Source organism: Paenibacillus sp. FSL K6-2393, from assembly GCF_038002545.1.
GTDB lineage: Bacteria > Bacillota > Bacilli > Paenibacillales > Paenibacillaceae > Paenibacillus.
This window is the reverse complement of the sequence record NZ_JBBOCU010000001.1, coordinates 2925416-2951764: the sequence shown is the minus strand read 5'-3', so window position 1 is coordinate 2951764 and position 26349 is coordinate 2925416. Positions and strand designations below refer to the sequence as shown.

Sequence of the window (26349 nt, the reverse complement as noted above, 5' to 3'; positions counted from 1 at the left end):
TCATGGTTTCAGTTAATCCTTATTTATAATTATTATAATATAATAATAAATCTTTATCACTTAAAAAGCAATGATATTGCTCACACTTACATGAAATATGTAGTCAAATTGGTTAAAATAACAGCAAACAACCCTCGCTGATCGCGAAGGTTGTCGTTTATATCTTGTTCTATACTTTTACACCAGAACCGAAGCACCCATCAAGTATTTGTCCACTTCACGAGCAGCCTCACGGCCTTCATTAATTGCCCATACAACCAAGCTTTGACCACGACGCATGTCACCTGCTGCAAATACTTTATCCACATTGGTGTTGTATTTGCCGTAACGTGCCTTAACATTTGTGCGACGATCTGTTGCAAGTCCCAGTTGCTCTACCAACGTTTGTTCCGGTCCATCAAAACCAATGGCAATCATTGCCATCTGAGCCGGGAATACACGCTCTGTACCTGGAATCGGCTGATAAATCTTGCGACCGGTCTCATCCACAATACGCTCGATCTGTACGGTATGCAATTCTTTGAGGTTCCCCTCATCGTCTCCGACAAATTTTGTTGTCATGATGGAGAACTCACGCGGATCTTGACCAAACAACGCTTTGGCTTCCTCTTGCGCATAATCAAGTGTGTATACGTTCGGGAATTGCGGCCAAGGGTTGTTAATGCGATCACGTTCCATAGGCGCTTGTGTATGCGTACCGAATTGAGTAATCGTGCGACAACCATGACGCAGCGATGTAGCTACACAGTCAGATCCTGTATCACCACCACCAATGACGATAATATCTTTATCCTTAGCGGACAGATATTGACCATCTTCCAGATTGGAATCCAGATAACTCTTAATGCTACCATTCAGGAAATCCATGGCGTAATGAACGCCTTTCAAGTCGCTGCCTTCAATATTGAATTCACGCGGCTTCGTTGCACCACCACACAATACAACAGCATCATAATCATCTACGAGTTGTTGTGCTGCAATATCCTTACCGATCTCGGTATTCGTGATGAATTGAACGCCTTCTGCTTCAAGCAGATCAACACGACGTTGAACTACCTTTTTATCCAATTTCATCGTTGGGATACCGTACATCAACAATCCACCGACACGGTCCGAACGCTCATATACGGTTACCAAGTGGCCTGCTTTATTCAACTGAGCCGCAGTAGCCAATCCCGCTGGACCTGAACCTACCACAGCTACACGTTTACCCGTACGTTTTTCAGGAGGTTGGGGAACTACCCATCCTTCTTCGAAACCTTTTTCAATAATTGCTTCTTCAATCGTTTTGATGGTTACAGGCTGACCGATTAAGCCAACTGTACAAGATCCTTCGCAAGGAGCTGGACAGACGCGACCTGTAAACTCTGGGAAATTATTCGTTTTGTGAAGGCGCTCAAGTGCTTCTCTCCACAGTCCGCGATATACAAGATTATTCCATTCTGGAATCAGGTTATGCACGGGGCAACCTGACGTGCCGCCAATCATATCTATACCTGTATGGCAATACGGGGTACCACAATCCATGCATCGTGCACCTTGTGTTCTGAGCTCTTCTTCAGCCATATGTTTATGAAACTCTTCCCAATCCTTAATCCGCTCCGCTGGCTCACGATCTGCTGGCAGTTGACGTTTGTATTCCATAAATCCAGTAGGTGTAGACATCTTACGTTTTCCCCCATCCGTTCTTGTCTTAATCCCTTCATGTGCATGGTTCTATATGAAATGGATTACTCATTACTTGAGTTTTTGTCTATTGTATCACAAAATCTTCTCGAAGATATTTCAATTATAGTAGCATTTACTGTACTGAATATTAAATGGATTATCCGCATAATTATTTGTATTTTATACATCATATCTTTCAAGTCTACCCATGGTCAATACCCTTATTTTGGTGTTAAATGTGGTTTTGAACTGCGAAATCTGGTGTGTGTTAAAGAAATAAAAGGTCGAAACGTTAAGTAAATGTTAGATAATTTGTCATGAAATCCAACATATTCTGCTATAAATCGTTCTTAATTCCGAATATCAGACTTGTTTTAGGGCTTCACAACGTTAAAACCTCAAAACTTTTACACTTTTTTACTGTTTAATGCTTGCCCACATGTATATTATACATAAATACCAATTACTAATGTTATATTTATGTTATATGTATTCCAATCTAAACAAGTGACTCATTTTTTTTATATAAAAAAAGACGCTGTTCACGAATATTTCGCAATCAGCGTCTCTTATCATACAAATACGACCGAAGTCAGGAATTTCTTATGCCATATTTACCGTTTACGTTCATAAAATTCGAATGTATACGCATGAACATTTTTTTCATCCTGTTCGCCTTCAATCTGTTCAATCAGTTGCCATTCGGACCAATCCACTTCGGGGAAAAACGTATCTCCCTCAAAATTCTCATGAATTTTGGTCACTACTAGACGATCTGCAAGTGGCAAGAACTCACGATACACTTGGGAACCCCCAATTACACACAGTTCCTCACCTTTGGTTACACTCAGACCCTCTTCAATCGTATGTACGATTTCAGCCTGTTCCACCTTGTAGTTCAGATCTCTAGTCACCACAATATTACGGCGCTGAGGAAGGGGCTTACCACCAAAGGATTCCCACGTATTACGTCCCATGATAATCGTTTTATTTAACGTACGTTGTTTGAAAAAGGCCATATCCTTGGGTAAACGCCATGGAATCGAATTGTTTAATCCGATCACACCGTTCTCCCCCATTGCCCATACCAATTCAATACTCAAGGGTAATACACTCCTTCAATCCAAGTCTCTTATCGAGATTGAACACATAATTAGACTGCAATTGGAGCTTTAATGCCCGGATGATGCTGGTAGTTCTCAAACTCAAAATCTTCAAACTTATAATCAAAAATAGAATCCGGCTTACGCTTGATTACCAGCTTAGGTAAAGCATAAGGTTCACGCTCCAGCTGAGTTTTAACCTGATCAACATGGTTAGAGTAGATGTGAACATCCCCTCCAGACCAAATGAAGTCACCCACCTCAAGATTACATTGCTGAGCGATCATATGAGTTAAGAGCGCATAACTCGCGATGTTAAACGGTAACCCGAGGAACGTATCCACGGAACGCATCGTAAGCATACATGATAATTTACCCTCTGCAACGTAAAACTGAAACGCAAAATGACAAGGTGGAAGCTTCATATTATTAATCTCAGCCACATTCCATGCGCTGACAAGGTGACGACGTGAATCCGGATTATTTTTGATCGAATCAATCACTGCGGCGATCTGATCAATTTTTTCTCCGTTTGGTGCTTCCCATGTGCGCCACTGCGAGCCATATACCGGTCCAAGATCTCCATTTTCGTCCGCCCAGTCGTCCCAGATCTTCACACCGTTTTCTTTCAGATAAGATATATTGGTATCGCCACTCAAAAACCACAACAGTTCATGAATAACCGATTTGAGATGAATTCGTTTGGTTGTTACCAGCGGAAACCCTTCGGACAGATCATAACGAAGCTGTCTGCCAAATACAGATTGTGTTCCTGTTCCTGTACGGTCTCCTTTATGCACGCCGTTGTTCAGAATATCCTGTAATAAATCGAGATAGTTTTTCATGTTGATATCCCCTCACTAAAGAATATTTACACTTACCACTCCGATGACAGAACAACCTTCCGATCGCTGTTATCCCCAGATTTTTTTGATTTCCTTTTCCAAAGGTAAAATCTGGGGATAAAGGCGAACACTCCGCTTCTTCAGGTTCTTTCTGTCCTCTACGTTCTCGTGTAAAAGATTAGTTTAACTTCAATACTAATTACATAGACCGTGATTGGCTTGGAGCCACATCATAACTGATCATTACTACAGTCTACCACAATTGTGTTGTTGGATAAAATCAATTCACTAAAACTTGTGAGCGTGTAAATTTTCATCATATCACATACACGAGTATCTTAAATTTTTCGGCTCTTGCTCAGAAAAAAGAGACGAATAACGCGTTAACGTCATTCGTCTCTTCTGATATACGTATAATGCCGGACGGGTCCGAAGCCTAGATGATCTTAACGGGAGATGATGTGGATCGGGTGACCCATAACCAATTCCGCAGCTTCCATCACGATTTCGCCCAAAGTTGGGTGAGCGTGAATTGTGAGAGCCAGATCTTCCAAAGTAGCGCCCATTTCAATTGCCAAACCAAGCTCAGCAATCAGGTTGGAAGCTTCCAGACCTACGATTTGGCAACCCAATACAAGGCCGCTTTCTTCGTCAGCTACGATTTTCACGAAGCCTTCAGCGTGGTTCAAAGATACAGCACGGCCGTTACCCGCATAAGGGAATTTACCTGCTTTTACTTTGTAACCTTTTTCTTTAGCTTCTTTTTCAGTGTAACCTACGCTGGAACACTCTGGATCTGTGAACACAACAGCTGGCATACATTTGTAGTCAACTACAGATGGTTGTCCTGCGATTGCTTCAGCAGCCACTTTACCTTCATAAGAAGCTTTGTGTGCCAGAGCCAGACCAGATACGATGTCACCGATAGCAAAGATGTGAGGAATGCTGGTACGACCTTGGTGGTCAACTTTGACAAATCCACGCTCGTCAACGTCAACACCAATCATGTCGAGACCCAGTTCTCCATCTGTGTTTGGACGACGTCCAACAGTTACCAGCAGGTAATCTGCAGTTACTTCTTTGGACTCACCATTTACAGAGTACTTAACAGTTACATCTTTATCCGTTTGCTCAGCACTTTCAGCTTTTGCACCCGTTACGATTTCGATGCCTGTTTTCTTCATGTTTTTAGCCACGAGGCTAGTCATGTCTTTATCGAAACCTGGCAGTACTGTATCCAGACCTTCGATGATTGTTACTTTTGCACCGAATTTGGAGTACATTTGACCAAGCTCAGCACCGATATATCCGCCACCGATAACGATCATGCTTTTTGGTACTTCAGGCAAGTTCAGAGCTTCTGTTGAAGACAGAATGCGTCCGCCAAACGGGAAAGGTTTCAGTTCGATTGGACGGGAACCTGTTGCAATAATTGCATTTTTAAATTTGTAACGTGGAGACTCGTGGTCATTAAATACACGAGCTTCGTTTTCGTTGATGAACATGCACTCACCGTTGAAAACTTCAACTTTGTTGCCTTTGAGCAAACCAGCTACGCCGCCAGTCATTTTCTTAACAACGCCGTTTTTGAATTCTTGAGTTTTGCTGAAGTCCACTTTTACGTTCTCAGCAGAGATACCAAAAGCTTCACCGTGAAGTGCAGACTCATATTGGTGTGCAGCAGAGATCAGGGCTTTGGATGGAATGCATCCACGGTTCAAACAAACACCGCCCAGTTCGGATTTGTCTACGATCAATACGCTTTGGCCCAGTTGAGCAGCGCGGATGGCAGCTACATAGCCACCAGGACCCGCACCAATTACTAATGTGTCGATATTGAGAGAAGCGTCGCCTACTACCATATCTTACACCTCCATAACAAGCAGCTCAGGGTTAGCGAGCAGCTGTTTAATGTAATTCATAAAGTTTTGTGCTGTTGCGCCATCGATGATACGGTGGTCAAAGCTCAGGGAAAGAGCCATTACAGGTGCTGCAACTACTTCGCCGTTTTTGATCACTGCTTTTTCGCTGATGCGTCCTGTTCCGAGAATAGCAACTTCAGGGAAGTTGATGATTGGAGTGAAGAACATACCGCCAGCAGAACCAATGTTACTGATGGAGATTGTGCTTCCTCTCATTTCATTCGCGCTCAATTTGCCGTCACGACCACGAGCAGCCAGATCACGGATAGAATCAGCGATCATCCAGATGGATTTACGATCAGCATCTTTGATAACAGGAACGATCAAGCCGTTGTCTGTATCTGTAGCGATACCGATGTTGTAGTATTTTTTGTAAACAATTTCGTTAGCTTCTTCATCAATCATAGCGTTCAGAGCCGGGAATTGGCGGGAAGCCGCAACCAGTGCTTTAACGATGAATGGGAGATAAGTAACTTTTGTTCCTTTTTTCTCTGCAATTGGTTTCATGCGAGTACGGAAAGCAACCAATTCAGTTACGTCCACTTCGTCCATGATTGTAACGTGAGGTGCTGTGTAAGCCGATTTAACCATCGCATTAGAGATTGCTTTACGGATACCTTTGAATGGTACGCGCTCTTCTTCAAGGTATTGATCAGCTGCAGCCGCTGCTGGTGCTGCGGATTTTTTCTCTTCTTGAGCCGGAGCTTCGGAAGATGCCGCTGCGGAAGAACCGCCACCGTTTTTGAAGGATTCAACATCTTCTTTGGTTACTTTACCGTTGTTGCCAGTGCCGTTAACCTGTGCGATGTCTACACCTTGTTCGCGAGCAAATTTACGCACGCTTGGTGTTGCCAGAACGTCTTTGGCAGGTACTGCCGGAACGCTGTTGTTGCCGCCTTCTTTAGCTGCATCAGAGCTGGAAGCTGCTGCAGAAGAACCGCTTGTGTCAGCTCCGCCTTGAGCTGCATCTTTCTCTTGCTCGCCTTGATCACCAGCAGGAGCGTCGTCTTGCTCAGGAAGTTCGCCTTCTGCATCGATGATCGCTACAACTTCACCAACGTGGCAGACTTGACCGTCTTTAGCGAATACTTCTGTAACTGTTCCGTTAACCGGGCAAGGTACTTCTACAACCGCTTTGTCGTTCTGTACTTCCATGATGATGTCGTCGTCAGTTACTTTGTCACCGACTTTGATGTGCATCTTGATGATTTCGCCTTCGTGCAGGCCTTCGCCCAATTCAGGGAATTTATATTCAAATTTAGCCAACTGAAAAACCTCCTTGATTATGTGCTCAATCCTGAAAACAACCCTTAACTCCAAGAAACAACTGTTACTGCTAATGCAAATAACTGTTACTCAAGGGGCTAATGGCTGTTTACAGTGCAGCTTGCGCTGCGGTGTGAATCACCATACTGCGCCTTGCGGCATGTCAGATGATTAAATTAGAAATTTACGACTTTGTTAACCGCAGCAACGATACGTGCCGGGTTAGGCAGCCATGTATCTTCGATTTGTGCAAATGGATATACAGTGTCCGGACCAGCTACACGCAGAACCGGTGCTTCCAAGTGCAGGATTGCTTTTTCATTGATTTGGGCAATGACTTCAGCTGCAACACCTGCGCTCTTTTGAGCTTCCTGTACAACAATTGCACGGTTTGTTTTCTTAACGGAAGCAACGATAGTATCGATGTCGATCGGGCTAACCGTACGAAGGTCGATAACTTCAACTTTGATTCCTTGTTTTTCGAGTTCATCTGCTGCTTTCACAGAAGTGTGAACCATCATACCGTAAGTAATGATTGTTACATCAGAACCTTCACGAACAACGTTCGCTTTACCCAACTCAACAACGTAATCTTCTTCAGGCACTTCTGCACGGAAAGCATGGTACAAGTTCAAGTGCTCCATGAAGAATACAGGATCGTTATCGCGAATAGAAGCGATCATCAGTCCTTTTGCATCGTAAGGGTTAGAAGGAACAACGACTTTGATACCTGGTGTTTGCGTGAGCAGACCTTCCAGGGAATCTGTATGCAATTCTGCCGCTTTTACACCGCCACCGAATGGTGTACGGAATACGATTGGAGAATTGTATTTTCCACCGGAGCGGAAACGCATACGAGCAGCTTGCACTACCATTTGGTCAAGGGCTTCGAAGATAAAACCAACGAATTGGATCTCAGCAACCGGACGGAAGCCTTGTACACCCAGACCTACAGCCAGACCACCAATAGCGGACTCAGCCAGTGGTGTATCAAATACACGCTCTTCGCCAAACTCTTTTTGCAGACCTTCCGTTACACGGAAAACGCCGCCTACATTACCTACGTCTTCACCGAAAAGCAGAACGTTAGGATCACGTTTCAACTCCACGCGAAGCGCATCACGGATTGCTTCTTTCATGTTCATTTGTGCCATTTGCTTCATTTCCTCCTTAAACATTGACAGTTCACATTTGAATTCGTACATGTATACCGGGACATTAAAGTCACGGATGTTTATGCTTTATCGGAAAAAACTTATTGGAAATCAGCTTTTTGCTCTTCCAAGTGCTTAGGCGTTTGTTCGAACATGCTGTCGATCAAGCCTGAAATCGTCATTTTCTCGGTTTTTTCCGCTTTTTTGATCTCTTCATTTACTTTAGCTTTTGCTTCTTCTTTCACACGTGCTGTATCTTCTTCAGTCCAAAGACCTTTTTTCTCCAGATATTTAGCGAAACGTGCGATAGGATCTTTAGCAGACCATTCTGCCTCTTCTTCTTTTGTACGATACTTGGAAGCATCATCCGAAAGGGAGTGAGGACGGAAACGGTATGTTACTGCTTCGATCAATGTTGCGCCTTCTCCGTTACGTCCGCGCTCAGCAGCTTCCTGAACAGCTTTGATAACAGCGAAGATGTCCATACCGTCAACTTTAACACCTTTGATACCTGCTGCTACCGCTTTGTGAGCGATGGACAGAGCTGCTGTTTGTTTAGCAAAAGGAGTTGTGATGGCATAACCATTGTTTTGTACGAAGAAGATAACAGGCAGTTTGTATACACCAGCGTAGTTCAGACCTTCATAGAAGTCACCTTCAGAAGAACCGCCATCACCTGTGTACGTGATAACAACTTGTTTTTGTTTCTTCAATTTGTAACCCATAGCGATACCCATTGCATGCAGAATTTGTGCACCAATGATGATTTGTGGCATCAATACATTAACGCCATCTGGAATTTGTCCACCATGTTGGTGTCCACGGGAGTACAAGAATGCTTGATAAAGAGGAAGTCCATGCCATACGAGTTGCGGAATGTCACGATAGCCAGGACATACAAAGTCTTCTTTTTCAATTGCAAATTCACTACCAACCATTGTAGCTTCTTGACCAGATACTGGAGCATAGAAACCAAGACGACCTTGACGGCCCAGGTTTACTGCACGGTCATCCCAAGTACGGGTAAATACCATGCGGTACATAATTTCTTTTAATTGATCATCGGAAAGTGTAGGCATCATGTCTTTGTTAACAATTTCGCCGTCAGGAGACAGCACGGACAGAGCTTCTACATCCTCTGTATACACTTCATAAGGAACCTTGCTCATTTTTTTCTTCACCTCAACAAAAAATTTGAATATCAAGTTCCGCTGTTATAATATTATTATACACCTGTTTCACTCCATACGTCAAAGAAATCCGTAATTTTTTTATGTTTCCTGCCGGATTGTATGTATAACAGGGGATTAATATTGGTATAACAGCATAATACATGATTGCGTGTTTGACCTAACCCCGCACAAGGGTAATCTTACCGTATTGCGCGGTCGAATGCAAAAAATTAACCGAGAAAGGTGACGTTTTATGACGGATTCCCGCTATTTGAAACGCACGATTGTGAAGGAAGAGATTGAAAGTCGCTATCTCGGAGAGAAGCGAACGCTCCGTATTTACCTCCCTCCGGGCTATAACGAATTACTTAGCTACCCTGTCGTATATTGTCAGGATGGCGAAGAATTTTTTAATTTCGGACGAATTGCTACAACAGCTAACCAAATTATTCTGGACGAAGGAGCCGAACCTTTCATTATTGTAGGGGTTCAGGTCGATGTGTCTGTGAGAACGCAGGAATATGCTCCATTCGGAGATCGGTTCAAGGCATATACCGCTTGCTTCGCTGAAGAGATTATTCCCTATATAGAAGAGAAATATCCTGTGCGCCGTTCTCCGCAGGAACGCATTCTTGCCGGAGACTCGCTTGGTGGCAGTGTTTCGCTTCATCTTGCTCTGTTATATCCGGATCTGTTCACACGTGTCATCAGCATGTCTGGTGCCTTCTACTCTGCTTCACAAGAAATCTATGCCGCAGCTGAAGATCTGTCTTGGCTCTCGATCTGGATGATCGTTGGTTTACAGGAAACTGCCTTTAAGGCAGATACCGGTACGTATGATTTTGTTCAATTAAACCGGGATACTCGAGAATTGCTGGAAAAACGTGGTGCCCTCGTCTCCTATCAAGAGAAAGACGGAAAACACCAATGGGGCTTTTGGCAGAAGGAATTGCCCGAAGCATTACTTTATTTTCTCCAGGAGAGATAAAAGGACCACATTAACAGGCGGCTGAAATGCCGCTATTGTTTTTCATTTTAATGATACCGCTTACAATTGTAATCTGAAAAAGAAGCAGGATATCCTGCTTGCTTTAAGTGCTCTAATCCTGCTTCTTTGCCCGATTACAAATTAAGCATGAATTTCGTTTACTTTTTAAGCTAAGGAATGTTCCACTTCAATCTTTCTCAACAGAACATCGCAGCCTGCGTTAACCAGCTCGTACACCTCTTCAAAATTGCCTGTGTAATACGGGTCAGGTACTTCTCTGAGTTTTTCCTTGGGAAGCATGTCCATGAACTTGATGATGTCCGCCTCAGCTCCGCCTGGAACGTTGCGCACATTATCTGCATTGGAATTGTCCATACACACAATGTAATCAAATTGAGTAAAGTCTTCGCTGGCGAACTGTCTTGCTGCCATGTTGGCATAAGAAATCTGGTACGAATCCAGCAATTTTCGAGTCCCTTCATGCGGAGGTTTACCAACATGCCAGTCCCCTGTACCCGCTGAGTCCACACGAATCTGGTGTTCAAGCCCCTTCTCCAGGACTTTGTGACGCAAAACGGCTTCAGCCATTGGTGATCTACATATATTGCCCAGACATACAAACAAAACATTAATCATATTAATCCCCCTTGCTTAACGTACCTTGCAGTACCGACGATGTTGGCTGTGTCACAATGCTCTCCGGCTGAGGAGTGACGTTCCCGGTCTCAGATGGCACCAACGAACGACGTGGCAGTTTCCATTTATAATGTACAGAACACATCCGGAAGAACACAACGGCCGCGAAACAAAATAATAATCCGGCATTCGTTGTTAACCAACCCATACCTATAACAAAACCGGCTGTCATTGCCCATACAGCATAAATTTCGTCACGCAATACAAGCGGTTTACGTCCCGCAAGCACATCACGAATAACGCCTCCACCAATACCGGTCATTACTGCTGCAACGATAACTGCGCTAATAGGATGTCCCATGTTCGCCGCGTACAGCGCCCCTTGAATTGCAAATGCTGCGAGTCCGATTGCATCAAACAACGCCTCTGTTCGCTTCCAGTGACTTATCCACTTGAGAGGCAATATAAACGCAATCGCTACAGATACTAAGGCTAACATAATAAGTGATCCCTGACTCCACAGTGTCGTTACAGGTATACCTATAAGTACATTCCGGATAATCCCGCCTCCGAATGCCGTGACAAGTCCAAGCACTAGTACACCCAGAATGTCATACTCCTCTTCCATTGCTACGAAGGCACCGGACATTGCAAATGCGATAGTGCCTATAATGCTGAATACTTCAAAAATGTGTAAGTCCAACCTGTTCAAACCTCACTTTTCAAGTCATCTCCATGTCGCTCTACCCATTGTATCCGCGAGCACTGAAATTGTGCAACCACATTTTGTGGATTATACTGGTTTGGTGAATATATTTGTACAGGTTCCAACATTATATTTGAACAATGAACTATTTTTCTCTGAATTAGGAAGGATGAAATAAAATGACGGTGAAACGGATAGTTATTTTTACAGGCGGAAACTTATCTGTAGAATTACTTCAGGAAATACGAGAAGATGATATGATCATCGCGGCCGATCGCGGTGCATTATTTTTAATTGAACACGGCATTCAGCCTCACATTGCAGTTGGAGACTTCGACTCCATTACTGAAGAGGAACGTATCATTGTAAGCAACAATAGCATTCGGTTCATTACATGTGACCCTGTTCATAAGGATCTTACTGATACAGAAATGGCTTTTGAGACAGCGCTAGATTACGAACCTTCTCACATCTTAATGTTAGGTGCTACAGGTACACGTATGGATCACACTCTCGCTAATGTACATATCATGGTTCGCGCGATGCAACATCATATCTCCTGTGCCATTCAGGACAAACACAACTACATGACACTGACCACATCCAAAGCTGTGGTTGAACACCGAGACTATAAATATGTTTCTCTGCTGCCCTTGACTCATGAAGTTGCAGGAATAACTCTAGATGGTTTTATGTATCCGCTAGATCAAGCCACCATTCGCATGGGACAATCCTTGGGTGTAAGCAACAAGCTCTTAGGCTCCTCCGGTACAGTCACTATTGATAGTGGCTTATTACTGATAATTCAGAGCAAAGATTGAATCTATTCGAATGCTTCATAGTTATTTATTACGTTTTTGTAACCAGTGATTGAATGAAGAAAATAGGTTCACACATAACAAAGACCCTTGATATTCAAGGGTCTTTGTTGTTTCATCTTTATTCTTCGTCCGTCAATGATTAATTTTTTGACATTTTTAATCATATTTTAATAAACATACCCAAACCATTGTGGCGCAAGGGATTACACTTCCCTATCCAATTTCTAGGCTGTTACAAAGCTGTTATACTCGCTCTAGCAACTTAACGAAAACGAATTTTGGAGGTACTAACTAACATGAAAACAAACATCTTTGTCCAAAAGGCCGTAACCGTCGGGTTGTGCGCTACACTAGGTTTTGGAGCTGTATTAATGACTAACGCACCTGTTGCACAGGCAGCAACTGCTTCTGTATCCACAGGTCAACAGATTGTTAACTATGGTAAACAATTTACTGGAACTCCATATAAATTTGGTGCTTCAACATCAACAACCAAAGTTTTTGACTGTTCTTCTTTTATGAAATATATTTTCAAAAAGTATGGTGTAGATTTGCCGCGCACTTCCGTGAAACAATCCAAAGAAGGTAAAGCTGTGACTAAAGCTAATCTGCGTGTCGGAGATCTGGTATTCTTCTCAAGTGGTAGCCGGTCTACCGGTTCTAATGTCACTCACGTAGGCGTTTATGCGGGAAATGGTAAGATTCTGCATACGTATGGATCTCCAGGCGTAACCCTCTCTGATCTGGACTCTGGTACTTGGAAGAGAACGTATGTTAAAGCTCGTCGTGTACTTTAGAATTATATATTGCTAATAAGTAAAGGCCGGACGATATGTTCCGGTCTTTTTATTTACCCTTTTTTCGCCACAGTCTAAACTGGAGTTTCATGGAATTCGGTGATACATCTAATTTTTATCATGAAGCATGTAACCGATCCCACGCACCGTATGAATCAGTTTCACACTTCTTCCCTTATCCACCTTAACCCTTAGATGTTTGATATACACATCCACAACGTTGGTATCCATCGCATACTCATATCCCCATACTTCCCGCAAAATATCACTCCGGGTACATGCTTCATTTACATGCAGGGCCAGGAATTCCAGCAATTCGTACTCTTTTGGCGTTAATGTCAGGTATTCACCCGTACGACTTACCCTTCTTGAACGCAAATTGACTTTAAGATCATGAACTACAATTACTTCCTCACCCTCTGGTGTTGCATTCGCAAAAACACGCAATAAATTTCGTATTCTGGCAAGCATCACGGTTAAGTGGATCGGTTCCTCCATCACGTCATTAGCTCCGTAATCCAGCCATTCCACGATGAACTGAGGAGATGCATTTGAAGTAATAACCAGTAGAGGTATAACCTGACCCTTATCTACCCATCGTTTTAACTCTAATTTCTGATCCTGGCCACAATGTTCATTTCCCTCTTCCCGGTCTACCAGGATGATCAGTTTAATATGCAGCAACGAAGGCTCGACGGATTGGTTTAGTTGGGACCACTTCATTCGTTGCACCTCATACCCTTCGCTACATAAAATATCCTGAATTAGGCTGACCTGTTCTCCTGCTCCAATCAGCAAAATGACTGTTTTCACTCTTTTTCACCCGGCCTGTCTCTATCCCCACTGCTCGCAGCAATGGTTGGTACAGATAGCATGCCGTAAAATGAAAAAGTCCATTCCCTCAAGGGAACAGACTTTGCTTCTTTCTTGCTTTAACCAAAGTAGCGATGGACGAGCGTACGTGCTTCAGCTGTGTCTTTTGTTCCGTGTACGAGGACACGTCCATCTTGGAAAATAACCATTCTATGGACTCCTGTTGTAAAAGAAACCAGAAACGGATTGGATTCCACTTTTCCTTCTTGAAGCCTGTTCAGACGTTCCGCCGTATGTTGAAGATCCAGATTCATACGCCGTGCAGGTCGGATCTGAACGGTGTCCCTGCCACATAACACATCGGTTTTCTCCAGATTGGACGCAGAAAGATATGGATATGTTGCCGAAGTGCCGCAGGAAGGACAGTCTTGCTTTTTCGCACCATCCACATTGATGGATATGTATTCGTTCCTCCACACGTCAAATGACAATAACTTACGTCTCAATGCATTGGCATTGCCACTAAGTAACTTCATCGCTTCTGCTGTCTGATTTGCCGTTACCATCTGTACCGCTTGAGGTATGATACCAGACGTATCACATGTATCTCCTCCCAGAGGGACTTCACCCAGCAAACAATTTAAACATGGCGTATCTCCAGGCATAAACGTATAGGTGATGCCGTAACTACCTACGCATCCACCATAAATCCAGGGAATACGGTGTTTCTGTGCCATATCGTTAATGAGTAATCGCGTATCAAAGTTATCCGTTGCATCCATGATCAAGTCGGTATGCTGAACGAGTTCTTCCAATTCATCTACTCTGACATCCAACACTTTCCCTTCCACATGAACCGTGGAATTAATGGCAGATAACCGTTTTTCCGCTGCCATCGCCTTCGGCATCCGTTCAATCGCGTCCTGTTCTACATATAATTGCTGTCGCTGCAGGTTACTCCACTCCACATAATCACGATCCACAATTGTTAAGTGTCCAACTCCTGAACGAACTAACGTTTCTGCAATTCCTGTTCCGAGTGCGCCAGCGCCTACAATTAAAACTCTGCTGCCCTTTAATCTGGCCTGGCCTTCCTTGCCAAGTGGCGCGTAACGTTCCTGTCTGGAATAACGATCGGCCTGCTCGGAAGATGTTATTTGATCTGTCATGTATGAACCATTCCTTCCACCGGACTACTGGCTGCTGCATAACGCTTTACGGGAATCATGCCTGCCTCATATGCCAATCTACCCGCTTCTACCCCCAATCGCATCGCTTTAGCCATGCTCACTGGATCCCCTGATCCGGATACGGCTGTATTTAACAATACGCCATCTGCACCAAGTTCCATCGCATAAGCAGCATCTTTTGGGGAGCGTAATCCTGCATCCACAATTACAGGTACAACAGCCTGCTCAATGATGATCTCAAGGTTATAGGGATTGATGATGCCTCTGCCAGCTCCGATAGGAGAAGCGCCAGGCATTACAGCATGTACGCCAAGCAATTGTAGCCTTTTGGCCAGAATGACATCATCCGAAATATAAGGCAATACCGTGAAGCCCTTTTCAAGCAAAATTTCGCAAGCCTTGTACGTTTCAATCGGATCTGGGAGTAACGTCATTCCATCTCCGATGACTTCGACTTTTATCATATCACAAAGTCCTGAAGCCCGCGCAAGCTCGGCAATTCGCACCGCCTCTTCCGCATTGGAAGCTCCAGCCGTATTCGGAAGAAGAGTGTATTTGTCCAGATCCAACGTATCCAGGAAATGCTTCTGGTTGCGCTCCTCCAGATTCAGACGACGAACAGCAAAGGTTAAAACTTCCGTTTCAGATGCTTCCACAGCCTGACTTTGCACTTCCAGATCCGAAAACTTGCCTGTTCCAAGCAACAATCTGGACTCAAACGTATATTTACCAATATTCAACATCATCAACCGCCTCCTACAAAATGTACAATCTCAATTCGATCGCCTTCTCTTAATGCCGTTGACTCATGATACTCACGGGTTAAAATATGCTTGTTCAGCTCTACAACTACAGTCTTGACTTGCAGATCAAAAGATTTAAGCAGTTTATCCACACGATTCAATCTGTCTTCAATCTCCATCCGTTGACCATTAACGATGATATTCACTGCACCACTCCCTTTCTGTTCAATCGCTCCGGACTCAGCGCCTCAATTCCGAGTTCTTCTGAGCTTTTGCCAGCGAGCAACTCAGCGATAAGCCTGCCTGTTATCGCACTAAGCAAGATACCGTTGCGGTAATGCCCAAAGGCGGCGAACAGCCCTGGTATACTCTTGCAAGCACCTATATAAGGCAGTCCATCTGGAGTTGCCGGTCTTACGCCTGCCCACGCTCGCATAAATTGTGCTTCTTTCATCCCAGGTACCCAGTGGGTAGCCGCTGTTAGCAGCTTCTGGACACCCTGTACAGAAACGTTAAGATCCGTTCTGCCTGGCAGACTGGTTGCCCCGAGCCAAACTTCGCCATTGGCTTTGGGAACAATATAGATATCCTCTGCATACACCGTTCTGTCAGGTCTGTACCCTGCATGTTCATCTGAGAACTGAACGGCGGCTATTTCTCCTTTTACCGACCACACAGGCATGCTCAGATTCACATGTCTCATTAACTCTTCACTCTGTAATCCAGCCGCTATAATGACATGTTTGCATCTCATCTCACCGATCGATGTGGTGATTCCCTGCACGCCAAGTTCGTTTGCTTGCACACGTATATCCTGTATGTCCTCCATAACCCGTGCTCCCAATGCTTGAGCGGATTCAGCATATGCCTTCGTTAGATGGACTGGAAGAATCTCACTCTCGTAAGGTCTGTAGTAGGCTCCATACGTATCTCTGTTAAGCCATGATGCCTCCTGTTGCACAACGGAACGATCCCACCATACCTCATCAGCAGAAGCAGACAACGCAGACTTCCGATTGTCCTTATAACTACTTAATTCACTGTATGAACGAAAAGGAGTTAGGAATCCCTGGCGTTGCAGGCCAGTCTCTACCTCACTGAGTGTAGCCATTAGCACCTGTTGCTCGATAAGTAACTGTCTACTCTGTCTGGCAAGCTTAGCCATCAAAGGATGAGCAAAATCCTCACTGTCTGCCGCCAGCATTCCAGCCGCCGCGCAAGAAGTGCCTCCTGCAATCGCCGAACGCTCCAGCAACAGCACATCCTGTCCACGGGAAGCAAGCTCATAAGCGATAGCACAACCAACAACGCCTCCACCTACAATAATCGTTTCTGCATGAAACTTATCTGGTTTATCAATAACGATCTCTTTCATCCTCTCATCTCCTTGATTCAGGGACTCAGACTTTCTGTAGCAACGATAGCCTGCCTTAATAATGCAGCCGCCCGATCCGGTGACTCGCTCGCCCATACATTCGAGATCACGGCGACTCCCTGTGCCCCTGCAGAGCGAATAGCGTGAATGTTTCCCGGTCCGATACCCCCAATCGCCATGACAGGAATGGAGACACGCCTGCACACTTCAGCAAGAGCATGTAATCCTCTGGGGTCAAGATCAGGCTTACTGTTGGTTGAGTAGACATGCCCGAAGAAAAGATAATCGGCTCCCCGTTCTTCAGCGATTTTTGCCTCATCGATTGAATGAACAGATACACCCAGACGAAGGCGCTGCACATTGCTTATAACAGCAGGGTTATAATTTCGTATCGCATCTTGCCCCCAATGTACACCGCCATAAATGTCATTCTGTGGAGGCAGTTCTGAACTATTGATAACAATGCGGCAAGATGGAATGCCAACGCTACGCAGACTTTGAGCCCAACCGATCTTGTCTTGCCATGTGAGTTGTTTTTCTCGTATTTGAATATAGTCCACCAAAGGCCAAACGTCCTTTGCAGCTTTTACAAAAGCTGCCTGATCCCCTGCACCCGTAGATACAACATGCAATTCAAATGATTCTTGAACATGTTCATGAGAAATTACCGTACTGTTCATCTCCTTCCAAACTTGAATGCTATGAAAACACAAAAAAGCCACTCCCGTAGGGGAGTGGCTGCGTATTAATTATAGAACCAGATGACTGACTGATACATACAGTTCATTTCGTGCAATAAAGCTATAGACCTTATAGCCATAACGTTATACACGCAACTGCATGTTTCAATTCGTTAAGCAGACGGTTGAAATCCTTAAGAGTTGCCGTTTGCTCACGTCATTCACTGAAACGCGCTCGCCACTTCCCTACGCTGGTATGATCCAGATCAGGTGCAAAGGGTCCGGAATCGCATTCTTCCATCTCAGCCGCATCGTGCGGCCCCCCTAGTGTTCATATGAAGTTGTAGCCTATGTTACCATAGACGGATTTTTTTGTCACCGTCATTTCTGTTAAACATTGTCTTAGATCATCTAGTTTTTCTCAGACCACTCTTCGACATTCCATGTTTTGGTGACCCAACCCTCGTAGAAATCAGGTTCATGAGATACCAGTAACACCGTTCCCTTGAATTCTTGCAAAGCACGCTGCAACTCCGCTTTGGCTGTGACATCGAGATGGTTTGTCGGCTCATCGAATAAAATCCAGTTGCTTTCACGCATCAAGAGTTTGCATAAACGAACCTTGGCTTGCTCTCCACCACTCAGCATGTTAAGCGGACGGGTAATGTGCTCATTTTTCAACCCGCAGCGAGCGAGATGACCCCGGACCTCATTCTGGGTCAAATGTGAAAACTCATTCCAGACATCCTCAATCGGCGTGATATTCCCAGCACGAACTTCCTGCTCAAAATAGGCCGTTTCGAGATAATCTCCCAAAAAGGTCTTTCCACTGAGTGGAGATATTTTGCCCAGGATGGTTTTCAACAGCGTCGATTTACCCACACCATTACAACCTACGATGGCAATTTTCTCACCACGTTCGATTGTCATTGTCATCTTAGGCAGCAAAGGATACGTATATCCAATTTCAAAATCAATGCCCTCAAAGACCGTTTTGCTGCTCGCGCGGGCATCCTTGAATTTGAACGTTGGTTTGGCTGCTTCATCTGGACGATCAATACGTTCAATTCTGTCCAGCTGTTTCTCACGGCTCTTCGCTCGACCTGAAGTTGAAGCACGTGCCTTGTTACGCTGAATGAAATCTTCCTGCTTCTTGATGTACTCTTGCTGCTTCTCATATGCATCAATATGCTGGGCTTTATTCATATCAGCCATCTCGAGGAACTTGTTATAGTTCGCTGCATATCTCGTTAATTTGGCAAATTCCAAATGATAAATGACATTTACGACTTCATTCATGAATTCCGTGTCATGGGAGATTAAGAGAAACGCGTGCGGGTAGTCCTTCAGGTAACGTGACAGCCATTCAATGTGCTCTACATCCAGATAGTTGGTCGGCTCATCCAGCAAAAGAGCTGTAGGTTTCTCTAGCAGAAGCTTGGCAAGAAGCACCTTGGTACGTTGTCCACCACTTAGAGCTGCGACATCCCGATCAAGACCAATTGCGGACAAACCAAGACCATTGGCCATCTCTTCCACTTTTACGTCAATCAGATAAAAATCGCCCTGTTCCAGTTGTTCCTGAATATTGCCCATCTCTTCCAGCAACTGCTCGAGCTTATCTGGATCTGCATCTGCCATCTGGTCCGTAATATTCATCATTTCTTTTTCCAATTCAAGCAACGGAAGGAATGCATCCTTAAGCACGTCACGAATGGTTTTGCCTGGGGTAAGCTTCGTGTGCTGATCCAGATATCCATAACGGACCTTAGGTGTCCATTCCACTTTTCCACTATCTTTAAGCAATTTACCGGTAAGGATGTTCATTAATGTGGATTTACCCACACCATTGGCACCAACAAGTCCTACGCGCTCTCCGGCAAGTAAACGAAATGATACATTTTTAAATAACGTGCGATCTCCAAAATTGTGACTTACGTTCTCTACTGACAATAAACTCATAAGATGAGGTTGCTCCTATCTATTAGACATTACTTTTGTTATTGTTCCGAAACCCTATTCTAGCACAGGTCCCGTCTTTTCTGAAAGTAATGTAAACAGTTCAAGAACCTCTTACATGATTTTGTCATACAGGCTACCCTAACGATTAGAGCATTTATATTCGAAATAGCCTTGCGCAGCTGCTTGTCTTGCGTCTGTGAACACCTCTTCAGCACGGTAACCATTACCACATGTGGAGGGGTAATAGTACCTGATACCCGTTAAAGGATCTACCCCACCTACGATGGCCGTTTTCTTCACAAGTCTGCCTCCACCGATCGCATAATTGTTGATCTTCTGGTCACCCACACCTATACCTTGGATAAAGGCCATAATCCCTGTATCGTTAATGGAGTTGTACCAATCTTCCTGCGCAACCAGGGGCATCGTGAACGTATAGGAAATACCGTTCTTTCTGGCAAACTCATTATGGCGGTTAATCACATCAGCCAGATCATCCTGCACAGTAGTCACAATCCGGCTTTGTCTAACTTGTTCAAATACGCTGGTATTCTGAAGTAAAGGAATCTGTGTGCTTGAGGCCAGTTCTTTTTGAAATCCTTCAATCCATTTCCCTGCGTTTGCGTCATAGGCATATACGTAGTCGTCCAGTGTAAAGTTAATACTGTTACCATTAGAATCTGAATATGTATAAGGTTTCTTGGGGCTCCACACTTGCCTGAAAGAATCTTCACGGTTACCCGTCATCTCTGTTTCTGTGGACAACATATAATAGCCATCATAATCCAGAATAACCACGGCAGGAATGTAATTAAACATGTTTTGAATAGCTGCGGGATCATCCTGAATCCCCATATTCAAAGCCATCGTCTGAGTAAATGTTAACAAGGCAAGCTCTTTATCCGCTTTAACAAATTTGGTTAAATCATAACCTGCTTCATCATTTTGTTTCTCATTCTGATGCATGACTGCACCTGCATCCATGACTGCGGTTTGAAGTGCAGATCTGTATCGTTGACCAAGATATTGAGCCTCTTCGGCATCTTGGGTATGGAGTGAGATGATCCAGAAGAGCGGGAAGAAGATCAGCACAAATACAATGGATAGCTCAGTAATCTTCATTGAGGACCATACCTCCGTATGTTACAAATACTGCTGAAGCCTGAGCCGTGCCACTCAACCATTCACGAATGAGCATGGAAGGTGTACGATTTGTATTTTGGAGCGTCACGGTGAAAAAATCCCCTGTCGTCAACGTATATCTTCGGCCAGGATCATCAACCGGTATCACACCTGAGGATGGGAATAGTCTTTCTCGAATCTGAGCTTCATAATATCCATCCTGCACTACCTCATAGGTCCCGGTAAAACTGTTATTGTCCATCGGGTCTGTATAATGAGGTACATATTTCTTATGTAAATGTTCCATCGACACCTCATACAGATTGCCCGTCTGGGCCAGTTGCTCCTCAAACTCAGCCAACATTCGAGGTGAAATATATCCTTTCGTTCGGACAGCATCAACAAAACGTGTTACATTCTGAACAGCCGTCATACGTGTTATATCATCCTGCCGATCAGCTGTTTCAGCAGTTGGGTACACATAGAGCAGAAGGACTGCGAGCAATACGGCAAGCAGCTTGGATGCGTCATTAATCAATTCACACTGGTCTCCTTCCAAAAAACAATCTTGAGCAGTTCTCCAGTTTCATTTCGTATAAACTCTGGTCTGTAGGTAACATAGAGCTGGACAGGAATAGTCGCTGTTTTGCTGACAAGTGGGTCGATCACATTGGAAGTTCCGTCTACCTCTACAGGAATGCCTGTGCCTGTCATCTGTCTCACGGTATGCAACACTTCCGCACCACTATACCGGGACGGATTGGTGGTATGCAGTGTTGTTGTCAGCCGACCTTCCATGCCTGCTGTTGTCTGTACTCTGTCGTTCAAGGCCGCTGATAAAATCTTAACATTCTGTTGCCCGTACAGGCAGGCTGTCACAAACAGGACAACCGCCGTACAAAACAACATGAGATGCTGTGTATTCCGGGACATGTTAAACCAACTCCTGTCAGGATTGCTGGAAGATCAGCCCTCTTACCACGTTGGATCGGTCTTTTACGATAATGGCTTTGAATTTACCACTTGGATTTACATATTGATTGTCTTTTTCACTCATGGTCTGGTTAATAATCCCCACTTTATCGTCGGGTGCAATAACCGAGCCGTAGTCCGCATTATTGAGATCCTGTGAAATGTTTAGTTGATTGCCGTACCATTGACCCGCTTTATTTTTACCTGTAATAACTTGAATACCGAACTGATCCTTGTCCGCATATTTACGCAGCGCATTCGTTACCTGCGATCCACTGATGGTTGTTCCGTCATATACCGTAAATGCAGCCTGGGACAACTCGGTTTGGATATCAGCAAAATTGTTCTGGGCCGTCTTGGTTGCCTCCTGAGCCGAAATAAACAACAGAACTACAATTGTGATCAAAGCGATTGTTAAGAAAATCCCTGCTGCCACCTTTAAAGCGCTTGATGCATTGTTCATGATAAATCCTCCCAAGTTATAAGTTATTAAACTATTTCAGACTGTCACACAGATGAATTGTGCTACAGTTTCTGAATCTGCTCATAATAAATGTTCATCTGCAAGAAACTCATACCGACCAATGGAATAACCAGATACAAAAAGATAAGGGCGTACATAGGTGTAAATCCAATGGTTCTCCCCCATGATGCTTTGACATCTATCATTTTGCTGTACTCCTGCTTGCGTTGTTCAAAATAGAATGCCATCATGCTCTCAAGATCATCGAAGGCTTCACGTATTGATATTTTGCCAAGGGCAAGCAGTAACTTATCAACCAGTCGCTGGAACTCGGGCAAGCCCGCCTCTTCCTTTAATTGTTCAAGTGCAAGCTCTGGCCCATGTTCAAAATGCAACAAACATTTTTGTAGCGGACGCTTGAAAATGACGGCAAATCGATTAAGCCATTCCAATATCTCCTCGACTGACATTCGGTCCATCTCACGTAGAATGGAAATCACTGTCTGGAATTGATAGATTTCATGTCGCATATCCAATCTTCGCATTTTCCGTTGAAATAACATGAGCCATACCGGCATGTAATACCCTGCTACACCCATAAGAATGGCTATAATCATTTCCCACCAGCGTACATATTGCTTGTTGTACACCTCAAGTTTCTGCATAATGCGCGTGATGGTCTCATTCTGGGTATCATGGTCTAACTGAACTGGAGATAACTGCTGTAACGCTTTGGAGACTTCTTCGTATGTAGCTCCTCGATTCATTTCTACACTTTCCAACACAGATTGATCCAACGCTGTTTTTTCCTCAGCTTTCCTGAGATCCGCTTCAGCCATTGCACCAAACATTCGATCATCGCGGATTGGATCATACAAGATGTGATTACGTTCAACCTGGTGCAACAGCAAGATGCACACCATTGTAAGGACCAAACAACCTGCGAATAACATCACTCGTCGAATGGCAAGCCATTCGTATTTCAACTCTGAGCTGCTCTCCCTCATGAGCCGTATCGTTTGACTGTACTGTGCACTGCCAGGTTTCGCTGCAAACAACATCGCCAATTTCCGTATGAAGGTCTGCCTGTACAGCAACTGATCCAACCATGAATGCTTATGTCCTGACCGGTAACGAGTTTCATCGTATTGCTGGAGCCTTTGCAGAAGCAAATAAGCAAGGATGATGATGACATAGATCGATATTTTGGTAACAAAACCGATTTTGCTGCGGTAAAATTCATCCATCGTTGGAAAACTGACTCTAGCCCAGCGTTCGATTGGAGCGGTGAACAATACCGGAGCTAGCGTGATGATATTAAGTCCTTTGAGCAGGTAATCCAATTTATCCCGCCGCAAAATCTCCAGATGAATCTCCTGAGTCAGGTTACCCAGTCCTTTAAGATAAATAGAGCCTTGGGCTCTGTCCTTATCCCCAAACTCCATGACCATATAGGAAACGCCGGCGAATCCTTTGAGAAAACGGTTGGGAGCCACTTCATAATAACGCTCAAGTGCTTCATTTGGATCTGGAGAAGTTAGAGCTTCGTAGATCAGTCTTGCCTGTTCTGCTGCTTCTCCTGTACCTGCTTCAGCGGCTTCATATAGCGCTTCCTCAACCATGCCATGCTGATGATACCGATGCCTTACATCTGCAAAGAGATCCAACATCTGCACCAGCAACCTTTTCTCCATACGACTGAGGCACATATCCAATACCAGGCTGTTTAACACCACAGCACAGAGGACGGATAGTATTACAAAAGCGATGCCCGGCTGTAGAAAAAACAGAATAACACTAATGCCTCCATAACCTCCAAGAATAATCAGAACCACTGTCATCGTCAGCCTGCGAAGTGAAGGCTCATCCCCAACATGGCGGAATGAAATACGCTTCTGCACCTGTAAAATATACGCTGATAACAGTGGGACCTTCATTCCAAGACGGTAGGATTGCAACAAGATTGATCCGACTCCCTTGAGTCCCTTCCCGCTAGGAGCAAGAATAACGCCGGGCTGACTTGGTGAACCACCTCCTCTGTGACGTAACATACTTAGAACCAGAAGTGTGATCAGCAGCCCTCCTGCACAAATACTTAATACGAGGAGCAGAATCCATTTAATTGTCATGCTGAATCACCCCAGTGTTGCTTCATAAACTGTTCAAATTTCTCGGCATCCTGTAATGTCATCTGGTCTCGCATATCCACCATGCTTCCAGAGGAGATTGGAGCTGTTGCAACATACACTCCATCTCTGTATTCCACAACATTATGAAATGTAAAACCTGCCCTCTCTTCCACGCTATCACCTTGATTCGCACGAGGAAGACACTCCGTAATACGCTCAATATATCTTCGTCCCTCAGCATCTTTCTTCATATGAACATCGAAATTGATGACACTCACAACCTGCTCCTCAGCAATATGCTCATGCTGGAACATACCTGTCTTGAGCAAGGAATTTCGGAGGGAGAAGACCAGATCACGAAACGTTTTGGCATGGTGGGTAAACAGGGTGAACAGACTGGCAACCTGAGACATTTGAATCATCCATGCGGCCACCTCATCACTCGCAACCTCACCGAGAATATTGACGGTACCATCCGTTTTTTTCTGCAAATCAAGTCCTTGTTGACCTGAAATGTGTTCAGTCTCTCGGAAACTCAAAATATTACGTCGGCTGTAGATCCGTCTTAATTGAAGTTCAAACGCCATCTCCTGCACCCGAAGGGTGTACGATGCATAGATGTGTTTGACCATAGCCATAAGCAACGTTGTTTTACCAGAACCTTGGGCCCCGGTTACAGCTGTGATCCGGCTTCCTTTCATCAGGTATTGAAGCAATTCAATTGGCAGATTTGCGTTGTTACCTGTAATCAACTGTTCTAGTGAAGCATTCGGAATATCAAACTTCCGGACAAAGAATGCCCACGATTCTGCAAAAGGAGGACGAACAACTACGACACGAGAGCCGTCTTTCATCTCATTCACCTTGTATCCACTTGCTTCCGACAACTGTCCGGGATAATTGTATTTGTATATATTCTGGCATACCCTTTTCAGTTCACGGATGCTGCCGAATGAAAGAAAGGATAGATGAATGGACTTACCTTTATAAAAAATCCAGACACTTTCCATACCGCTAAGCGGTTCTTCATGTGTATCATCCTCCAGTCCTTGATCCAGCAAATCATTCCATGATGCCGGTTTTTGAAGCCCCATATTATGAACAGCATCAAGCATACCGCTGACACCACCACTAACGCCATCAATACGTTGGTCCCTTATCTCATCAACAACCGAGAACCCTTTGTAATGTTGGTAGATACGCTGCACGATGATATCTATCTTTTCTCTGAATCCAAGCTCTCGATATTCGCACTCGAAAACATAGTGAATGTCTTCCTCGGATATATAATAACTCCCTCCGTCGTCCGTACCATCCTCCATTCTCAGCCTTCCCAGATCGTAGGTATCAATCAATCGGGAAAGTGCATCCACACCGAATTGCTGTCGGTACAGATAAAACACAATTTCGAATCGGTCCTGGATCGACAACAAATCTGGTTCTGCAAACAAAATAACTTCATTTACATTGGATTTGTTCAGACCTATGCTTCGGGTCAGCAGATCCCCTATCAGATTTTTGACATACGTTTTGTCGCTGATACTGCCTGAGACACAGCCCTTCAGCGCTTTTCTCATCTCGGCACGTTGATTGATTCTTCGACGATATTCTTCTTCGTGCAGACCCGCGTCCGCGAGTTGACTATGACTAAGCTCATGAAGTGAGTTCTTCACCTTCTCAATCAACATGTCAATCGTGAATGATTCCTGTTCAGGAACACGAGCATTCTTTTCACGCAGAAACGTTTTATACTTGAACCAGATATAAGTCAGACACAGAATCAAAATTAAACTTATCCCTATGGTATTCCAGAGCATCGGAG

25 protein-coding genes and 1 riboswitch are annotated in these 26349 nt (G+C 44.3%); of the genes, 3 read left to right on the top strand and 22 right to left on the bottom strand.

The window, feature by feature from the left end:
• Positions 1 to 177: 177 nt before the first annotated feature.
• From MHI14_RS13060 to pdhA, 7 genes are all read right to left on the bottom strand, one after another.
• Positions 178 to 1665 carry a glutamate synthase subunit beta gene (locus tag MHI14_RS13060; RefSeq protein ID WP_289389509.1) on the bottom strand — a complete coding sequence of 496 codons (1488 nt, stop codon included), beginning with the start codon at positions 1663 to 1665 and terminating at the stop codon, positions 178 to 180.
• 617 nt (positions 1666 to 2282) lie between these two features.
• Positions 2283 to 2771 (bottom strand): dihydrofolate reductase, encoded by a 489-nt coding sequence (locus MHI14_RS13055; RefSeq protein WP_338587227.1) that lies wholly within the window; start codon positions 2769 to 2771, stop codon positions 2283 to 2285.
• A 50-nt stretch (positions 2772 to 2821) separates the two neighbouring features.
• The gene (thyA, locus tag MHI14_RS13050) at positions 2822 to 3616 is read right to left on the bottom strand and encodes a thymidylate synthase (protein WP_340962884.1); all 795 of its coding nucleotides are present in this window, start codon (positions 3614 to 3616) and stop codon (positions 2822 to 2824) included.
• A 446-nt stretch (positions 3617 to 4062) separates the two neighbouring features.
• Positions 4063 to 5478 (bottom strand): dihydrolipoyl dehydrogenase, encoded by a 1416-nt coding sequence (lpdA, locus tag MHI14_RS13045; RefSeq protein ID WP_036613658.1) that lies wholly within the window; start codon positions 5476 to 5478, stop codon positions 4063 to 4065.
• 3 nt (positions 5479 to 5481) lie between these two features.
• The gene (locus MHI14_RS13040; protein ID WP_150366714.1) at positions 5482 to 6804 is read right to left on the bottom strand and encodes a dihydrolipoamide acetyltransferase family protein; all 1323 of its coding nucleotides are present in this window, start codon (positions 6802 to 6804) and stop codon (positions 5482 to 5484) included.
• A 176-nt stretch (positions 6805 to 6980) separates the two neighbouring features.
• Complete coding sequence (locus tag MHI14_RS13035) at positions 6981 to 7958, bottom strand: alpha-ketoacid dehydrogenase subunit beta (protein WP_076210115.1); 978 nt, start codon at positions 7956 to 7958, stop codon at positions 6981 to 6983.
• Positions 7959 to 8059: 101 nt separating this feature from the next.
• Positions 8060 to 9127, bottom strand: a complete 1068-nt coding sequence (gene pdhA / locus MHI14_RS13030; RefSeq protein ID WP_017688072.1) for a pyruvate dehydrogenase (acetyl-transferring) E1 component subunit alpha — start codon at positions 9125 to 9127, stop codon at positions 8060 to 8062.
• Between the two features lie 256 nt (positions 9128 to 9383).
• Between pdhA and MHI14_RS13025 the strand changes: the two genes are divergently transcribed.
• On the top strand, positions 9384 to 10118 hold the full coding sequence (locus tag MHI14_RS13025) for an alpha/beta hydrolase (protein WP_091029375.1): 735 nt from the start codon (positions 9384 to 9386) through the stop codon (positions 10116 to 10118).
• A gap of 165 nt (positions 10119 to 10283) precedes the next feature.
• On the opposite strand, the gene MHI14_RS13020 is transcribed toward MHI14_RS13025, so the two are convergent.
• Complete coding sequence (locus MHI14_RS13020; RefSeq protein ID WP_341130442.1) at positions 10284 to 10754, bottom strand: low molecular weight protein-tyrosine-phosphatase; 471 nt, start codon at positions 10752 to 10754, stop codon at positions 10284 to 10286.
• Position 10755: 1 nt separating this feature from the next.
• Positions 10756 to 11457, bottom strand: a complete 702-nt coding sequence (locus tag MHI14_RS13015; RefSeq protein WP_091029371.1) for a trimeric intracellular cation channel family protein — start codon at positions 11455 to 11457, stop codon at positions 10756 to 10758.
• Between the two features lie 182 nt (positions 11458 to 11639).
• On the opposite strand from MHI14_RS13015, the gene MHI14_RS13010 reads away from it, so the two are divergent.
• Together MHI14_RS13010 and MHI14_RS13005 are read left to right on the top strand one after the other, a co-directional pair.
• On the top strand, positions 11640 to 12281 hold the full coding sequence (locus MHI14_RS13010; protein WP_091029368.1) for a thiamine diphosphokinase: 642 nt from the start codon (positions 11640 to 11642) through the stop codon (positions 12279 to 12281).
• 296 nt (positions 12282 to 12577) lie between these two features.
• Positions 12578 to 13078, top strand: coding sequence for a C40 family peptidase (locus MHI14_RS13005; protein ID WP_249912476.1), 501 nt, complete (start codon positions 12578 to 12580; stop codon positions 13076 to 13078).
• A gap of 108 nt (positions 13079 to 13186) precedes the next feature.
• Here MHI14_RS13005 and MHI14_RS13000 read toward each other — a convergent pair whose 3' ends face one another.
• The 13 genes from MHI14_RS13000 to MHI14_RS12940 all read right to left on the bottom strand — a co-directional run bounded on the left by MHI14_RS13000 (position 13187) and on the right by MHI14_RS12940 (position 26344).
• A complete protein-coding gene (locus tag MHI14_RS13000; RefSeq protein WP_091029364.1) occupies positions 13187 to 13891 on the bottom strand; it encodes a response regulator transcription factor in 705 nt (234 codons plus the stop codon).
• Between the two features lie 119 nt (positions 13892 to 14010).
• Complete coding sequence (locus tag MHI14_RS12995) at positions 14011 to 15060, bottom strand: ThiF family adenylyltransferase (RefSeq protein WP_249912474.1); 1050 nt, start codon at positions 15058 to 15060, stop codon at positions 14011 to 14013.
• Positions 15057 to 15824 (bottom strand): thiazole synthase, encoded by a 768-nt coding sequence (locus MHI14_RS12990; RefSeq protein ID WP_289392812.1) that lies wholly within the window; start codon positions 15822 to 15824, stop codon positions 15057 to 15059. Before MHI14_RS12990 ends, MHI14_RS12995 begins: the two co-directional genes overlap by 4 nt.
• A gap of 2 nt (positions 15825 to 15826) precedes the next feature.
• Positions 15827 to 16030, bottom strand: a complete 204-nt coding sequence (gene thiS, locus MHI14_RS12985; RefSeq protein WP_133385191.1) for a sulfur carrier protein ThiS — start codon at positions 16028 to 16030, stop codon at positions 15827 to 15829.
• Positions 16027 to 17199, bottom strand: coding sequence for a glycine oxidase ThiO (gene thiO, locus MHI14_RS12980; protein ID WP_341130441.1), 1173 nt, complete (start codon positions 17197 to 17199; stop codon positions 16027 to 16029). The genes thiS and thiO overlap by 4 nt, the downstream gene beginning before the upstream one ends.
• A 17-nt stretch (positions 17200 to 17216) precedes the next feature.
• A complete protein-coding gene (locus MHI14_RS12975; protein ID WP_341130440.1) occupies positions 17217 to 17879 on the bottom strand; it encodes a thiamine phosphate synthase in 663 nt (220 codons plus the stop codon).
• Positions 17880 to 18105: 226 nt separating this feature from the next.
• Positions 18106 to 18215: riboswitch (TPP riboswitch) on the bottom strand.
• Positions 18216 to 18290: 75 nt separating this feature from the next.
• Positions 18291 to 19841 (bottom strand): ABC-F family ATP-binding cassette domain-containing protein, encoded by a 1551-nt coding sequence (locus MHI14_RS12970; protein WP_341130439.1) that lies wholly within the window; start codon positions 19839 to 19841, stop codon positions 18291 to 18293.
• A 138-nt stretch (positions 19842 to 19979) separates the two neighbouring features.
• Positions 19980 to 20963, bottom strand: coding sequence for a hypothetical protein (locus MHI14_RS12965; RefSeq protein ID WP_341130438.1), 984 nt, complete (start codon positions 20961 to 20963; stop codon positions 19980 to 19982).
• A complete protein-coding gene (locus tag MHI14_RS12960) occupies positions 20950 to 21501 on the bottom strand; it encodes a hypothetical protein (RefSeq protein ID WP_341130437.1) in 552 nt (183 codons plus the stop codon). Before MHI14_RS12960 ends, MHI14_RS12965 begins: the two co-directional genes overlap by 14 nt.
• Positions 21498 to 21896, bottom strand: coding sequence for a hypothetical protein (locus tag MHI14_RS12955; RefSeq protein WP_341130436.1), 399 nt, complete (start codon positions 21894 to 21896; stop codon positions 21498 to 21500). The genes MHI14_RS12960 and MHI14_RS12955 overlap by 4 nt, the downstream gene beginning before the upstream one ends.
• Positions 21897 to 21912: 16 nt before the next feature.
• Positions 21913 to 22398, bottom strand: a complete 486-nt coding sequence (locus MHI14_RS12950; protein ID WP_062834890.1) for a hypothetical protein — start codon at positions 22396 to 22398, stop codon at positions 21913 to 21915.
• Positions 22399 to 22460: 62 nt separating this feature from the next.
• Positions 22461 to 24527, bottom strand: coding sequence for a hypothetical protein (locus MHI14_RS12945; RefSeq protein ID WP_341130435.1), 2067 nt, complete (start codon positions 24525 to 24527; stop codon positions 22461 to 22463).
• Positions 24524 to 26344, bottom strand: coding sequence for an ATPase, T2SS/T4P/T4SS family (locus MHI14_RS12940; RefSeq protein WP_341130434.1), 1821 nt, complete (start codon positions 26342 to 26344; stop codon positions 24524 to 24526). Before MHI14_RS12940 ends, MHI14_RS12945 begins: the two co-directional genes overlap by 4 nt.
• Positions 26345 to 26349: the final 5 nt, after the last annotated feature.